17 protein-coding genes and 1 pseudogene are annotated in these 15,168 nt (G+C 37.1%); 3 read left to right on the top strand and 15 right to left on the bottom strand.

Annotated elements, in window-relative coordinates; genetic code table 11:
• The first annotated feature begins 59 nt into the window (after positions 1-59).
• Positions 60-992 carry an energy-coupling factor transporter transmembrane component T family protein gene (locus tag CA730_RS08540; protein WP_096666267.1) on the top strand — a complete coding sequence of 311 codons (933 nt, stop codon included), beginning with the start codon at positions 60-62 and terminating at the stop codon, positions 990-992.
• Positions 993-1,105: 113 nt separating this feature from the next.
• On the opposite strand, the gene CA730_RS08535 is transcribed toward CA730_RS08540, so the two are convergent.
• The 13 genes and pseudogenes from CA730_RS08535 to CA730_RS08490 all read right to left on the bottom strand — a co-directional run bounded on the left by CA730_RS08535 (position 1,106) and on the right by CA730_RS08490 (position 11,165).
• Positions 1,106-2,623, bottom strand: a complete 1,518-nt coding sequence (locus tag CA730_RS08535) for a hypothetical protein (protein WP_096666264.1) — start codon at positions 2,621-2,623, stop codon at positions 1,106-1,108.
• On the bottom strand, positions 2,607-3,062 hold the full coding sequence (locus tag CA730_RS26020) for a DegT/DnrJ/EryC1/StrS family aminotransferase (protein WP_197705514.1): 456 nt from the start codon (positions 3,060-3,062) through the stop codon (positions 2,607-2,609). The genes CA730_RS08535 and CA730_RS26020 overlap by 17 nt, the downstream gene beginning before the upstream one ends.
• 35 nt (positions 3,063-3,097) lie before the next feature.
• Positions 3,098-3,763, bottom strand: coding sequence for a dTDP-4-amino-4,6-dideoxygalactose transaminase (gene rffA, locus CA730_RS26015; RefSeq protein WP_197705513.1), 666 nt, complete (start codon positions 3,761-3,763; stop codon positions 3,098-3,100).
• Between the two features lie 79 nt (positions 3,764-3,842).
• A pseudogene (locus tag CA730_RS08525) lies at positions 3,843-4,588 on the bottom strand (DUF4351 domain-containing protein).
• A gap of 42 nt (positions 4,589-4,630) precedes the next feature.
• Complete coding sequence (locus tag CA730_RS08520) at positions 4,631-5,587, bottom strand: DUF4351 domain-containing protein (RefSeq protein ID WP_096666261.1); 957 nt, start codon at positions 5,585-5,587, stop codon at positions 4,631-4,633.
• Positions 5,588-5,611: 24 nt separating this feature from the next.
• Positions 5,612-5,869, bottom strand: a complete 258-nt coding sequence (locus tag CA730_RS25125; RefSeq protein ID WP_197705512.1) for a hypothetical protein — start codon at positions 5,867-5,869, stop codon at positions 5,612-5,614.
• Positions 5,870-5,955: 86 nt separating this feature from the next.
• Positions 5,956-6,480, bottom strand: coding sequence for a class I SAM-dependent methyltransferase (locus CA730_RS25120; RefSeq protein ID WP_197705511.1), 525 nt, complete (start codon positions 6,478-6,480; stop codon positions 5,956-5,958).
• 54 nt (positions 6,481-6,534) lie between these two features.
• Entirely contained in the window at positions 6,535-6,987 is a 453-nt protein-coding gene (locus tag CA730_RS08510) for a DUF29 domain-containing protein (RefSeq protein WP_172891164.1), read from the bottom strand.
• Between the two features lie 175 nt (positions 6,988-7,162).
• Complete coding sequence (locus tag CA730_RS26010; RefSeq protein WP_255539976.1) at positions 7,163-7,297, bottom strand: hypothetical protein; 135 nt, start codon at positions 7,295-7,297, stop codon at positions 7,163-7,165.
• A 133-nt stretch (positions 7,298-7,430) separates the two neighbouring features.
• Entirely contained in the window at positions 7,431-7,796 is a 366-nt protein-coding gene (locus CA730_RS08505; RefSeq protein WP_096666255.1) for an EamA family transporter, read from the bottom strand.
• Positions 7,797-7,907: 111 nt separating this feature from the next.
• Entirely contained in the window at positions 7,908-8,594 is a 687-nt protein-coding gene (locus tag CA730_RS08500) for a GNAT family N-acetyltransferase (RefSeq protein ID WP_096666252.1), read from the bottom strand.
• Complete coding sequence (locus CA730_RS08495; protein ID WP_051424274.1) at positions 8,587-9,567, bottom strand: glycosyltransferase family 2 protein; 981 nt, start codon at positions 9,565-9,567, stop codon at positions 8,587-8,589. The genes CA730_RS08500 and CA730_RS08495 overlap by 8 nt, the downstream gene beginning before the upstream one ends.
• A gap of 449 nt (positions 9,568-10,016) precedes the next feature.
• Complete coding sequence (locus tag CA730_RS08490; protein WP_096666248.1) at positions 10,017-11,165, bottom strand: glycosyltransferase family 4 protein; 1,149 nt, start codon at positions 11,163-11,165, stop codon at positions 10,017-10,019.
• A gap of 386 nt (positions 11,166-11,551) precedes the next feature.
• Here CA730_RS08490 and CA730_RS24240 point away from each other — a divergent pair, with 386 nt between their 5' ends.
• Complete coding sequence (locus tag CA730_RS24240; protein ID WP_157749938.1) at positions 11,552-11,725, top strand: hypothetical protein; 174 nt, start codon at positions 11,552-11,554, stop codon at positions 11,723-11,725.
• Between the two features lie 89 nt (positions 11,726-11,814).
• Here the strand turns inward: CA730_RS24240 and CA730_RS08485 are convergent, their stop codons facing one another.
• Complete coding sequence (locus tag CA730_RS08485; RefSeq protein WP_407919800.1) at positions 11,815-13,431, bottom strand: MFS transporter; 1,617 nt, start codon at positions 13,429-13,431, stop codon at positions 11,815-11,817.
• Positions 13,418-14,347: a DNA repair protein RecO gene (gene recO, locus CA730_RS08480; RefSeq protein ID WP_096666242.1), complete on the bottom strand. Its 930-nt coding sequence runs from the start codon at positions 14,345-14,347 to the stop codon at positions 13,418-13,420. Before recO ends, CA730_RS08485 begins: the two co-directional genes overlap by 14 nt.
• Before the next feature lie 145 nt (positions 14,348-14,492).
• On the opposite strand from recO, the gene CA730_RS08475 reads away from it, so the two are divergent.
• Entirely contained in the window at positions 14,493-14,801 is a 309-nt protein-coding gene (locus CA730_RS08475) for a transporter (protein WP_096666239.1), read from the top strand.
• Positions 14,802-15,168 lie beyond the last annotated feature (367 nt).

The raw sequence follows: 15,168 nt of genomic DNA, 5'->3' as shown, positions 1-15,168 counted from the left end.
CTTTCCCAATCTAAAATCTAAAATCTAAAATCCAAAATTGTTTGACAACTGACTAAAATATGGATTTATTGCGATCGCTCCCCCTCGGACTTTACTTAGAAGAACCGGAAACTTGGTTACATAAACTCGACCCGCGAGTGAAGTTAATTTGGTTATTAAGCTTTCTCAGTAGCTATATTGTCGCTAATAACTATTGGCGAGTATTATTGGTATTACTGCTAATTACTTTTACTGTATTTGCCAAAATTCCTTTGCGAGTATGGCGACAACAAATGGGCTGGTTGTTGATACTATCATTTATGGTATTAGTAATTGGCTCGATTAGTCCTGATGGATTAGGCGTGAGTTATCAATCCCGCTTACCCGCAAATGAACAAATTCTCACTCAACCAATAACTGATAAAAAGACCCAAGTTACCCCAGTAATAGCAGATAACAGTAAAAAGTATAGCTATGTGTTATTTCAGAAAGGATTTGTGAAAATAAATCGCCGTTCTTTGGATTTGGCAATTAGCTTGAGTACAATAGTTTTTACATTAATCTATAGCACTAATTTATATTTACTCACAACTGCACCAGAAGAAATAACTTCGGGTATGGAAAGTTTAATGCAGCCTTTGAGAAGGTTCAATATTCCAGTTACAGAAATTACCCTGACTCTAACTTTATCTTTGCGGTTTATCCCCCTAGTTTTAGAAGAAATCCAAAACCTAGTGCGTTCGGTGATGACTAGGGCAATTAATTGGAAAAAGCTAGGATTAAAAGGAGGAGCAAAAGTTTGGTTAATTGTCACCGAGAGATTATTAGAAAATCTGCTTTTAAGGGCGGAACAAATGGCAAATGCGATGATGGTAAGGGGTTTTACTAGTCCTAACGAACATCGGGTTAAATGGCAAGAGTTAAAATTAAAAATGGGTGATTGGTTAGCGATCGCCACTTTAATGATATTTTGGGTAATTAGAATAGCCTTTGGGGCTGATACCGCAGCGTGACTTAAAATTCACCATCTCATCTTTTTCCTAATTTCCAATCTTCACCACCGGGTAAGGGGTTTCATATTTGGTTAAACTATGAACCGTTTGCAGTATAGCTGCATAGAAGTTGATTATTTTTGTCGAGTATATAATTTGTAAGCTTTAGAGTGCTTTTGAGATTGAAAAAACTCTGTGTCAAGCAATGCGGTTACATTAGATAATAATTCTTGAGTTTTTTGACCATCATCTATAAGCTTAATTTCTTTTGATAATTTAAATCCTGAAATTTCAACTTCCTGAGATATTATATAATCCATTTGGTTGATAAATTCACGAAGTTCTTTTTCATTTATTTCAAAGAAGGGCTGATATAATTTCCAGCCTAGTAATCGCCCCACTTGGTAAAATCTCCATGTTGATTCCCAAACTTTGTATTCTCCTTTTCCTATAGAAGAAAACCCTTCATTCAACAAAACATTAGAATTTATCCCTTCCATATTATGCCTTATAACAACCGGAGGAAGGATTAAAGAAAAGGCAATAGACCAACTCAATAAAAGTATTAAAAAACCAGATTTCACTTGAGGATTTAATACTTTAATGTTTTTGCTTTTTTGTTCGCAGTAAATATCACTAACTAGGGCTATTAAGTAAGGTAAAAGATATAGAATTCTAGCAGTGTAGCTAATGGTAACACAAACCAGTGATAATGCAAATAGGGTAGTTAGTGCTAACCATTTGTCACGGCTATAAGTTAGTCCCAATAGAGCTAATATAGCAAGGATTGGGTTTCTTAAGAAGTTTTTAACAAGATTAATAATAGAATCTATGCTGAAACTTTCAACTCTATTATTGGTGAATTTAAGAAGATCATTTACCAATATTTCTAATTGATATTTTATTGGAATCAACAGAAACATACTTGTCATTATTCCTGTAAGAATAAATCCCAATAATAAATATAAACACTTTTTTAAGTTACCTTCTTCTTTAATGATTGCATACAATAATGACCACAATTCAAGTAGGACAAGTGGATAAATAATTAGCGCACTCGGCCAAACAAAAAAAGCGATCGCTGATAGACTTCCAGCTAGACTAACGCTGATCAAACAAAATTTATCATCATGGAATTCATGGAATCGCTGAAGCGATAGTTTAAGTAACCAACAAGCTGCAAGACATAGTGCAATTGCCCAGCAGTCAATGCGATCATGTAAATAGCTTCTGACGAAAAATGGATCAAGTAAAAAATTCAGCCCTAATAATCCTGCTACTCTAACAGGAACTTTGCGAGATAACAACCATCCCGTCGCTGTAGTAGCAGCTAAACTTGCTCCTATTAAGCTGAATATTCGTGGACCAACTATAGAAAAATGAGTGGCTTTAAATACTAATTGTTGCAGCAAGCAACCTAAGTAAGACAGAGTTAAAAATGGTCTATTATTTGCTACATCCCAATTTATTGACCAGTCTGTATGAGGATTTAAAAAAGTGCGCCCATATTCAATAATCTGGACTTCATCTTGCCAAATAGGTGGGGAAACAGCCAAAGTCAGACAATGAATTAAGAACACCACAGTCAGAATTAAAAACCAAAGAAACCAGAAGTTATGCCTGAGTTGATTAATCTTATTTACTGACAACATTTACACCCTCTCTAAAAAAACTATTAATAGCCATAACAACAGTTTCAATCTGTGAAAGTCCCAACTCTGGAAACAGAGGTAAACGCAACAGACAATCAGAAACATGATTAGTATTGTTCATATCACCATGAACCCGTCCATAATGCTGTCCAGCGGGAGAACTATGTAAAGGTACATAATGAAATACAGAACTCATACCCTGTTCTTTGAGATAGCTTATCAGACTGGTACGGATTTGTAAATTATTTAAGATGATATAATACATATGTCCATTATGCTGACAAGTCGGCGGAATAATAGGACGGCGTAATTTACCACTTTTTTCTAGGGGTTCTAGAAGTTGATGGTAATAGTCCCACACTTGCAGGCGGGCTGCTATAATCTTCTCTGCTTCCTCTAATTGAGCATAGAGAAAAGCCGCAATTAATTCTCCGGGCAAATAACTAGATCCTTGGTTAATCCAGGTATATTTATCTACCCCCCCCTAAAGAATTTACTGCGATTAGTGCCTTTTTCCCGGATGATTTCCGCTTGTTCTGTAAACCGGGAATTGTTGATAATTAAAGCACCACCTTCACCCGCAATAATATTTTTGGTTTCATGAAAACTGAAGCAACCTAAGTCTCCAAAACTACCAAGGGGTTGACCTTTGTAGGATGCCATAAGTGCTTGAGCAGCATCTTCAATTAACAGCAGGTGATGTTTTTGGGCAATGTTTTGTAAAGTATCCATTTCACACCCTACTCCGGCATAATGAACGGGAACAATGGCACGAGTACGGTCAGTAATTGCCGCTTCTACGAGGGTTTCGTCTAAGTTTAGGGTATCGGGTCGGATATCAACAAATACGGGAACTGCTCCCCTGAGAACAAAAGCGTTAGCTGTGGAAACGAAAGTATAACTGGGCATAATCACTTCGTCTCCCGGTTCTAAATCGGCTAAAATAGCGGATATTTCCAGGGCTGCTGTACAAGAGTGGGTGAGTAGGGCTTTGTGGCAATTCGTTTGCGCTTCTAGCCATTGATGGCATTTTTTGGTATAATTGCCGTCCCCAGCCAATTGTCCAGCGTGGTGAGCTTGGCTAATATACCAAAGCTCTTTACCTGTCATATAGGGTTTATTGAAAGGGATTTTATTCATGGGTTTTAATTTTTGGCAGGTTATTTTAAATTGCGAAGTTAAAACTTAATAAGTTAGGTGGAGTTTTATATAGTTTAACTTAATCATGTAAATTGTCTAACCAATTTCGTAGATCTTCCACAGTAGCGAAATCAAATATTGCTTCTGCTAGTACTTCAATTACCTCTAGATTTAAACTTTTAATCCGGGTTTCTAATTCCATATCAATATTTCCTACTTTCCTCTTGATTTGACGGACAATTAAATCTTTTTCTTTGGTAATTGCTTCTTGACGACCTCGTTCAATACCTTGTTCAATCCCTTGTTCCATCCAACTAGTAACTATCTGCATAACTTCCTCCTTTTCCGCTGGTATTAATGAACCTATTTCTGCTGCAAATTTCTCTTCTTCTATTTTATTCAGTCGCAAATATGTATCAATAAATCCTGATATCAATTGCATTTTTGCCGGATTTAATTTTAGAGTTACTAACAACCTTAAACACTCTGCTTTCACCTTTGGTCTATCCGCTGGTGCTATATTCATTTTCGACATTAAAGCAGATGCAACTGGATTTTGACATTAAATTTCGATTTTGCTCCTGATTCGGCTTCAATGTGAACGAGAAAGTAAGAAGGTTCACCGAGAAATCTGACTTTGGCTATTAAGTCGGTTTCATATTTGCCTCCTGCGGTAACATCTGTAAATATTTCTTTGTCTAATAATGAGACTGAGTTGGTATCTATGTATTTAAGAACTTCGGGAAAGAACAGTTCTATAAATTCTATGAAAAATGTGGATATCAGTTCTTTAAATAAGCGGTCATGGTCTATTTTTTCACTCATGTTTTTGTCACATAGATTCTTTAATTATTGGTATATTTTAACTTAATCATGTAAATTGTCTAACCAATTTCGTAGATCTTCCACAGTAGCGAAATCAAATATTGCTTCTGCTAATACTTCAATTACCTCTAGATTTAAACTTTTAACCCGAATTTCTAATTCCATATCAATATTTCCTACTTTCCTCTTGATTTGACGGACAATTAAATCTTTCTCTTTGCTAATTGCTTCTTGACGACCTTGCTGAATACCTTGTTCAATACCTCGTTCAATCCCTTGTTCCATCCAACTAGTAACTATCTGCATAACTTCCTCCTTTTCCGCTGGTATTAATGAACCTATTTCTGCTGCAAATTTCTCTTCTTCTATTTTATTCAGTCGCAAATATGTATCAATAAATCCTGATATCAATTGCATTTTTGCCGGATTTAATTTTAGAGTTACTAACAACCTTAAACACTCTGCTTTCACCTTTGGTCTATCCGCTGGTGCTATATTCATTTTCGACATTAAAGCAGATGCAACTGGATTTTGACGATTTAAAAAGTCTCTCCAATTTAGCTGATTTAGTTGAATGACTTGATAATTAAATTTTAGCACTTCCAAATCAGGAAAGTTGATTTGATAGTTATTTGTGGCTAAGGTTTTGGGAGAAGAATATGAGAAAATGACTATGGGATAAATTGGTAAGTCAAATTTTTCGTGTAATCTGGAAAAATAGCGGAACATTCTTTGATTAAATTTCGATTTTGCTCCTGATTCGGCTTCAATGTGAACGAGAAAGTAAGAAGGTTCACCGAGAAATCTGACTTTGGCTATTAAGTCGGTTTCATATTTGCCTCCTGCGGTAACATCTGTAAATATTTCTTTGTCTAATAATGAGACTGAGTTGGTATCTATGTATTTAAGAACTTCGGGAAAGAACAGTTCTATAAATTCTATGAAAAATGTGGATATCAGTTCTTTAAATAAGCGGTCATGGTCTATTTTTTCACTCATGTTTTTGTCACATAGATTCTCTGGTTATTTTTTGTAAGCAATTACTAATAAAGAACCACCGAAAGGAAAGGAAAACCCTAATTTTATAAACCAGCGTTCCATATCAAGGATTTTCTCCAAGAGGTAATTTAGAAATCCGCTAATTTTGAGTTCGCTGGTGGGGTCATAATCTTTGGAATTTGAGCGACTGTTGATGCGAGAAATTAGCATTAATGGTAATAGGAAAGAAACAAAAGATGTCACCCTAACTATTTTAAATCCCGCTTGGTGTAATTTGATCATTAGATCTTTTTTAACGTAGCGACGGACATGATGAGCATGAGTATCAGCTTGACTCCATAGCCAAGGATGTTGAGGAACGGTCAGTATTATCCCCCCCCATTTTGTGTAGCTTGATACATTTTTTCTAAAACGTCTGTATCTTGTTCTATGTGTTCAAGAACGTCAAAAGCTCCAATAATATCAAATTCTTCAGCAAAGGGGATATTCCGAGCATCCATTTGAAATAGAGTTGTTTTACATAGACGTTCTCTAGCAAATTCTAACCCTGCGGTAAATATTTCACTACCTGAACAGGTAAGATGAGAGAGATTTTTTTCAATTCCTTGCAGGACAAAACCAGTTCCGCAACCAATTTCTAGGAAGTTTTTGGCTTGGGGAAAATAATGTTTTAGTGCGTAAATTATCAGCCTATTTCGGGAACGAAACCAGAAGTTTTTGGCTTCTAATTGTGCTAATTTAGGAAAAAATTCAGCTTCAAATCCAGCACTTTCCGCAGCCAGTTCTGGAGCAAAGGTCAAGTGTCCATTTAAGGATGGGGGGGTATATCCACAAGCTGGACAATGCCAATTTTCTTGGTTAAAATGGTGGTGACATTGAGGGCAGATTTTCATGGTATTTTTATTGAACAAGCGTGGTAATTCAACTTTTGCAGACACCGCAGCTTACTAAATATCGTCCTCTGGTAAATACTGGGGATTTAAAACATTAGCACTATTAAAAGGGCAAATTTCCGGGAAAACATGAATATCTATTCCTGTTTCTTGAGAAGCAATTAATCTGGCATCATGATAACATTCATCAAATACCTCTTCCAAGTATCTCTTTAAGCTAGGACTTTTTTTTAATGACTTGTTTAAACGCAAAGAATGTTCAGTAATTGACGCTTTCCAACTATTAGAGCGTTTTTGGGGTTGATATTTCCACTTGAGTAAATGTTGAAAAACTCTGATCAGATTACTCTCTAAAGCATCTTTACGATTATTGCCTATGTCCTCAATTTCTTCGATAAGATTCTGAATATCCAACTGAGCAAACTCTCCTTTTTCTAGCAGGTTTACGGTTTGTTCTATCCACAAATTGAAATCAGATTCATAGAGAGGTTTTGTGAGTTTCATCATTTTTCAGAATGTACAGATAGTTGAGTAAAGCTAATGCTTATTGATTTTTTAACTAAGAGGGTGTTTAAAAAGTCATGATTGATGTATACTAAACACGGGTGAGATTTAAACTTTTACGGTAGAAAAAATATTATGTTCGTTTTGCTTGTATCAGATTCTACTTTGCACTAATTTGTTATTCAACTCGTTGTCCAAGTACCGCTAGAGTTGATTCCATTGTAGATAATTTTGTGGCATGGTGGGGATTTAGAATCTGTTTTACTTCCTTTTCATGAATATTGAGAGTAGATACAAGTTCAACTTTACGCATTGCTAGATATAGCGTAGATTTTAGTGCTGTCGGCGCTGGTACTAATCATCAAAAGGAAGAGCGATGGATTTTTCTAAGCAGTCAGCAGCCTCGTTTTGTTCTAGAGAATCTCCGTCAAATAATTTGTCAGTTTTCATCTTTTACTACTACCAATAATAATACCTAATATGATTAAGCCTAAGCCTATGGATTTGGGAATTGTTACGGGTTCTTTAAAGAAGACGGCGCTGAGAAACATGACTAAAACAAAGGCTAAACTCATAAATGGGTAAGCATAGCTGAGGGGAAATTTGGTCATGGCGGCCATCCAGCTAAGTGCTGCTAAAAAAGCACAGGTAAAGCTACTAATTACCCAGGGGTTGAGTAATAGTCTGATGATGTATTGTAGTTTTTCAATGTTGTCTTGGGGAAATGCTCCGGCTATTTGAACTTGCCACTTAATGATGATTTGTCCGTAAACTGTAAATAGGATTGTTAAGAGTATGTAGAGATGATTCATTTTTGGTTTTATTATCAAATACTATTTTCTTGCATAAGTTGAAATTCTAGCTTTAGTAGTTCTCTGGAAAGGGGCTTAGTTTTCTTTTCCAGGATTACTGACAACTGTTAATTACTCTAAAAGTAAATGATAAACATCTACTGGATTTCTAAACCTAAATCCCAAAGATGAGTAAAGATTTAAAACGGCAATATTGGATGCAGATATCGAACTTGTTAACTCAGAATAACCTTTTTCAAATAATTTTTGACAAGCGATACTCCAAAAGTATTTTGCAAGTCCTTTTCCTCGATATTTTTCACTTAAGGCATGAAGAAGTATTTTATGATTGGAATACCCCCAAAAACCTGCTAGGTTATCAAAAATCATCAGTCCAAAAACTTGCTTCGACTGATGAAGTTCTCTTAACCATGAATCATATCGAATATCAGCTAGATGTTTTTTCAATTTAAAATCTCTATGAAAACGACCGTGACTGAATGCGCCATAAACACTATTACTCAAGTCTTCTATATCTACTAAATCGGAAATGTGTATTCCTTCTTTTTGATATTTAGCCAAATTTTCAGAACTACAGTAAGGTTCGATTAAAGTATCACAATAATAAAACCCAAACTCATCCAATATCTTCTTATTATTTAGCGGATTTATCTTAACTGTATAATGACCCAAGCGGGTTTCTTGAAAAATTTCTTCTAAGATTTTTTTTAGGTTGACATCAGAAGTGTATACAATCTCAAATGTATTAATTCCAAACACTCTGGAATCCCACGGCGTAGCAATAACATCCTCAAACATATAAATTAACCGATTTTTCTAGTGTATTGGAGAGGTTTTTAGTATTACCTAGATTGAATGTTGAGTTTCTGACTAAATATAGAGGTCTCTTCTTGATTTCATCAAAAGTTTTCCCCAAATAAACGCCTATAATCCCTAAAATAGAGATAATAATTCCTCCCAAAAAATATAACGAAACAATAAGACTACTCCAGCCTGTGACAGTTGAACCATAAATAAAAAATTGAACAAGTATATAGATTCCATAAGTGAAGGCAAAAGCAGAAATAATAAAACCTAGTTTAATTGATAATCTCAGGGGTTTATCAGAATAAGCTATAATTGTTTCACTGGCTAGTTTCCATAATTTAGCAAAAGTATAGGTACTTTTCCCAGCAAAGCGTTCTTCATGAAAAACATCAATACTAGCAGTAGGAAATCCCATCCAATCTACTAAACCTCCAAAAAATCTGAGTCGTTCACGCATTAGACAAAAATCTTGAGCAACTTGTCGGGAAATCATCCGAAAATTGCCAACTTCACCATCATATTGAAGTTCAGTAAAATAATTGAAAATCTGGTAAAATAGCCATGATGTCACTCGTTTTAAGGGAGAATCTTTTCGTTTTCCCCTCCTAGCTAAGACAACATCATAACCTTCTTGAGCCTTGGCATAAAGTCTGGGAATTTCTTCTGGTCTGTCTTGCAAGTCACAATCCATAACTACAACCCAGTCACCATCACAATGGTCTAAGCCTGCGGTTATACCATAATGTTGACCGAAATTCCGACTAAATTGAATTCCTTTTACCCGTGAGTCACTGTTAGCTAATTCAATAATTATATCCCAAGAGCGATCGCCCCCACAATCCTCAACTAAGATTAATTCAAAGTCTTGTGTAATCGTCTCTAATGAATCCGCAAGACGCTTATACAAAACGTACAAACAGTCTTCTGCTTTATAGACTGGGATTACCACCGAAATGTGAGGCATAATCTAAGCTAGTAGATTTACTGGAAAGTCAATAAGCAATACAATACTATACTGCCACATTGTGCTAATATAATTTTTAACATATTGTAACATTTTTATTGGGCATAGCTAAACATCCTCTTGCTAAGGAAGAGAATTTTCCGGTTTCCCCTTTTGGTAAGGGGGATTAGGGGGGATAATGTGGGAATCAGAGTTCCAGCATTAGTTTTATACCTCATTTACCTGGGAGAAAATTATTTTTTGGTGCTGAAGATGGTGGTGAACATCATCAACATTCCCCCTATCAAAATAGCGATCGCTAATCCTCCAGCCACTAAATCCAAAGTATTATTATCTATGGTCATATTATCCATGCTCATCCAAAATTAGACATTATAAGACCAAAGAGATACAAAGGGCGGGGAGATAAAGGGGAGATAAAGGGCGGGGAGATCCCGCCCCTACGAGGTTTAAATGCCCCAACTTAGTGTTAATGGACGCTGGGCGAGAACTTGACTATAAAGCTCTTCTAATTGGGTGATATTATCATTCAGGGTATAGCGCTCTAATACTCGCTTTCTGGCTTTTTCTCCCAACAAGCTGGTTAACTCTGGATGATCTTGGCATAGTGGTAAAAGGGTTTTTAACTGCGATCGCACACTGCTTGTATTAATCGCTACACCAGCCCCTTTTTCTAAAACTTCCCCGTCTGCACCCACATCAGTAGCTAAACAAGCTACACCACAGGACATAGCCTCTAATAAAGACAAGGATAAACCCTCAACTAAAGAAGGTAAAATAAACACATCTGCCCCTCGTAAAATTTCGATGCGGCGATTTTCATCGGCGATAAATCCTAACCAGATGATGCCATGTTCTCGCCCATAAAACGACTCCAGAGAAGGCTTTAATGGACCATCACCCACAATCAATAATTTGGTATTAACGCCCATATCCGATTGCTTCCAAGCCCGCAAGAGAGATTCAACGTTTTTCTCTTGGGCGATTCTCCCTTGATAAACAAACAACCGTTCAGCCCCGAATTCGGCTTTAACTTGGGAAACACCGGGAGAATACTTAACAGGATCTACACCATTAGGAATCACAGCAATTTTGCTTTCCCCCACCCCCATACTTGAGAGTAATTCCCGTTGAATTTGGGAAAAGATAATTACCCGATCATAATGATCTAAAAAAGGAGCATAAAGTTGATAAGCTAAAAGCTGGGTACTGGATATTAATTTTGCTCCCTTCCCGGCAAATGGAGTGTGGAAAGTAGCAATGAGGGGCAAATTTAACTCTTCGCAAATTTCTGGTAAAACAAAATCTAAAGTTGATAGAGTCAGAGAAGCGTGGACTATATCCGGTTTAATTTCCCGTAGCGAATCCTTCAAAACCTTAGTTGCTTTGAAAGAGGGAATTGTGTAAACCTGAGACTTGTAGATAAATGGTAAAGGAACTTCTTGAAAATTAGGCCAATTGTCAGTTGTCGCTTCTTCTTGGGCAAAGTGCAGAAAACTAACCTCATGTCCCCTGTCTAGTAATCCGTTGGTAATTTCTCGACTGTAGGTGACGTTACCGCAAAAGGGTGTTTTTTTTCCAATCCAAGCTATACGCATTCTTCGGTTATCTATAAAAAAAGCGAGGGTAAAATATACTGTTTTTATTATGGAGTTGTTATAGCCGAATTTTTGGTATTCACAAAAACTCAGATATCTCTAACTTTAAAACCTAAATAATCTGGGCAATTAAACAATTAATAGCTTTATTGATAATGCTATTAATTTATAAAATTTTTAACTTGATTACAAATTAATATGCTGATTATTTAGTTGATTCCCAGCAAGTATTTTGCATCTTGCTGGATTAAGTTTAGCACGAAACCCAATAGTTTGATGCAGTTATTCCGGCGAATATAACTCGCTACTATACAACCTACCTTCCGCACCCTAAACTGTCACACAACGAAAATTGGTCGTTTGGAGATTTGGTTTTAGTGAACTGCTTGCAGCAGCGCTTCGCTATCGCCTACCAATATTTCTTGGTTTTGGTACAAAATACAACATTAAATGGGGATAAAAATCAGAAAAAACCGATTGTGACACCGGGGGGTGCGGAATGTGGGATACAAACAAAGTCCACCTACCTGCGTGGACTAATGAAAAGTCAAGGCTTTTGAACCCACGTTCCCGTAGCGTTCCGAAGGAATAGGTGGGTTTTGTCTGTGTAGTCGCGTTCGCGGGACGGGGGCATCTTTCCAATCGCTTTTCAAACAACCTCTGAGGATTTCCCAGAATTATACCAAGTAAAGAGACCGCCGACTAAGACGATGGCAGCTAAGGTAAAAAATACTGCTTTTAAGCCGATAAAAGTTTCCGCCACACCAGCTAAAGCCAAGGGGAGAGAAAGGGCAATATTAATCACGTTATTTTGCAGTCCAAATACCTTACCTCGCATAGCTGGAGGTGTTTCGGTTTGGATTGCAGTTTGCATAGGGATACCCACCAAAGCCCCAAATATTCCCAAGGAAGCTATAAATAGCAGCACGGGTAAAAGTTGCGTGGTGAACAGTGATAAACCAATTAAAGATCCTGCCATACCTAGACAACCCCAAAAACTCAGTTGTTTATAAGAAAAGCGTTGTCCAAATTGTCCTAGAATTGTCGCCCCAATTGCCACACCAACACCGGCAGATGCTAATAAAAAGCCGAATTGAGAGGCTTTCATATTCGGGATAATTTCTGCCATGCGAACTGCCAGCACAGTCAGGGCAGCAAAGACAGAAAATAGGATAATTAGTTGTAATAAAGCGTTGCGGATACGATGATTTTCTTGGAGGTAACGTAACCCGTCGCGCAAGTCTGAGAAAACATGAGGAAATTCTGTTTCTGGGGGATGGGGTTTTTCGTTAGTTTGGAGTAAAAATAATATTAACCCAGCGATCGCATAACTGCCACCCACCAAAATTTCCTTACCCAATCCCCCACCACCACCTAATTGTGTCCAGAGTCCATCTGCTAAGGCTAAAACTGGTTCTCCTACCGCAAAACCCACAATCACCGAAGCCATCATTGTCGTTGTATAAAGAGAATTAGCCGAAAGCAAATCCTGTTCTTTGACTATTAAAGGAATAGCCGATTGTTCTGCCGGGGCAAAAAATTGTGTTAAGGTAGAAACCAAAAAAGTCACACCTAAAATAATCAAAAACCCCACAGGTAAAACGCCCACAGGCTGCCAATCATGGGTTAACCATAACAGGGTAGGAATAAGTAAAACCAGAATACCACGCCAAATATTTGATGCTACCAAAACAACTTTTTTTGACCAACGATCTACAAATACTCCCGCTACAGAACCAAATAATACAGCAGGAATTGTAAACGCCATCATTAAAGCCGAAACCCAACCGCTAATACTTTGATCACTAGCTTGAAACTGGCTATTAATCAAAGCAATCATCAATACTAAATAAACCTTATCAGCTAACTGACAGAAAACTTGCCCCGCCCAAAGAGCGAGAAAATTAGGGTTTTTTAATACAGGTAAAAATCCCGCCTGTTGATTATTTGCAGAATCCGTACCCCCAGAATCGGCACCCATCAATGGCAATGTTTCCGGCGTTAAATCCGTCGTTAGTTTACCATTCGATTCCGTACCTTTTAATGCTGGATCAGATTTGATTTCCGAGGCTGGAGAAATATCAGTTAATGGAATTTCTACTGGACAATTTCCATCTTCAGAAACATCTTTGAGTGACATTTCTGGACTATGAATATGACTAAGTTTAGGAACAGCAGTGACATTATGATCTAATGCTTTATGCTTTTTTTTAGCGTCGCTAGGTGAGTGAGTTCGGCTTTTTTTATTTAAATCAGACGATTGCATCATGGTTGGCGGCAAAATAGGAGTCAATCAAAGTGGCAGAGCGAATAGGTTGTCCTAAATGATACTGAACATACTGGCGTAAAATTTGCTCAACAGCTAACCATCCAGAATAGTCGGCTACATCTATTTGTATTATCTCTGTTTCCGACAGGTGTTGAAGCATAACCAGTTGTTTCCCATTTAACCGACGAGAAATAATTGGTAACTCCTGCTGGTGAAAAACCGTTTCGTAGCCAGGGTTAGAGTTACAGAACTGGGAATGGGAAACATTTGTCTGACTTTTTTCCTCCATTTCCCTATTTTCCCGTTTCTCTTGCTCTATTTCTGTTCGCAAGGTTTTCCAAGCGTCTAAACAAATTATGCCACCAGAAGGGATGCTAAATCCAACTTGCCAATGGGGATTTGTCCAGTCTGGGGTTAAAAGCCGTTGAGTTAAACAACAAGACTCTACTTGTGGTGTTAGTCCTGCTAAGGATAAAATTTGAAATACACCTTGAGCTAGATAGGCAACTACACAGTTTATTTCTGTTCTGGGTATATCCTCTAGCCGCTGAATATGCTCATTAAATAACTCATAAAGTTCTGTTTGCGGTTGTTCGCTTAACGCTTGACACAAAACTATTTCCGCTAAATATTGACTAGCAGCTAATTTACCCAAATCTTTAGATAAACCCGGATAAGTCTTTATAGTTTCAGCTTGAGTAATTCTATCGAGATTTCGTCCTTGGGAAATGAGTAATTCATTAATGACAAACATCCCCATTCTCCCACCCAAGCTGGAGTTTTGTTTCCGCACTCCCGTCGCAACTGCCCGAATTAACCCAAATTCTTGAGTTAAAATTGTAACTATTTTATCAGATTCGCCCAATGCTTGCGCCTTGAGATTAATACCAATTGCTTTGTAGGTTTTGCTCATTTCCCTGCTTTCAACCACCCTAATTTAAATGTTACTTATTTAAGTAAAAAACTGGTATACTATCTATGTAAACATCCGCTGCCAACAGCGCTTAATTTTCAATTGTCCCAATCTTATCAACCAAACAGGCATAGCTGTTTTAGCCGTGATTGCTTTAAGCTCACTTGGTGTTATTGGTGATTACTTTCTGAAAGTTGCTAGTAACAATGAAATCTCATTAAAAAAAAGTTGGTTTTTTATTGGCGTAATTATTTTAGCTTCTACCGCTTTTGGGTGGGTATATGTAATGAAACACATGAAACTAGCAACATTAGGCGTAGTTTATTCCGTTTCTACAGTTTTATTACTAGCATCTGTAGGTGTTATTTTTTTTCAGGAATCTCTCAATGCTTATGAAATTGGTGGGATTGTTCTAGCGATCGCAGCACTGATTTTACTTTCAGCATTTTCTTAGTAGCCTTTTATAGCAGGAGTCACGAGTAAAAACCTGTTGTGGACGGAGTTTCATGAATACCTACGGTACGTTGACACGAACAATTCATGTCCTAACCACCTTGATCGTTGCTATAACCCAAAAATGAAGACTTCCGAAACTAGGAGAAGTAGGAGAAAAATATCACTTTTTTGTCTATCATTAGGGTTTGCTGAATAAGTTTTTTAGTGATTATAGAGGGAAGTTTTTTTATACAAAAATGCTTGCTTTTGTCAACCTCTCCTAGCCAAAACCTTGCACCTTATTGATGTATTATCTGTGATAACTTCTACCTTTTTTCAGCAAAGGGTATGTTCAATGCCACATTACCACTCTCAGATTTTTGATT

The organism is Dolichospermum compactum NIES-806 (assembly GCF_002368115.1).
In the GTDB taxonomy this organism is placed as follows: domain Bacteria; phylum Cyanobacteriota; class Cyanobacteriia; order Cyanobacteriales; family Nostocaceae; genus Dolichospermum; species Dolichospermum compactum.
The sequence above is the reverse complement of the archived record's forward strand: the minus strand, read 5'-3'. Positions and strand labels throughout refer to the sequence as shown.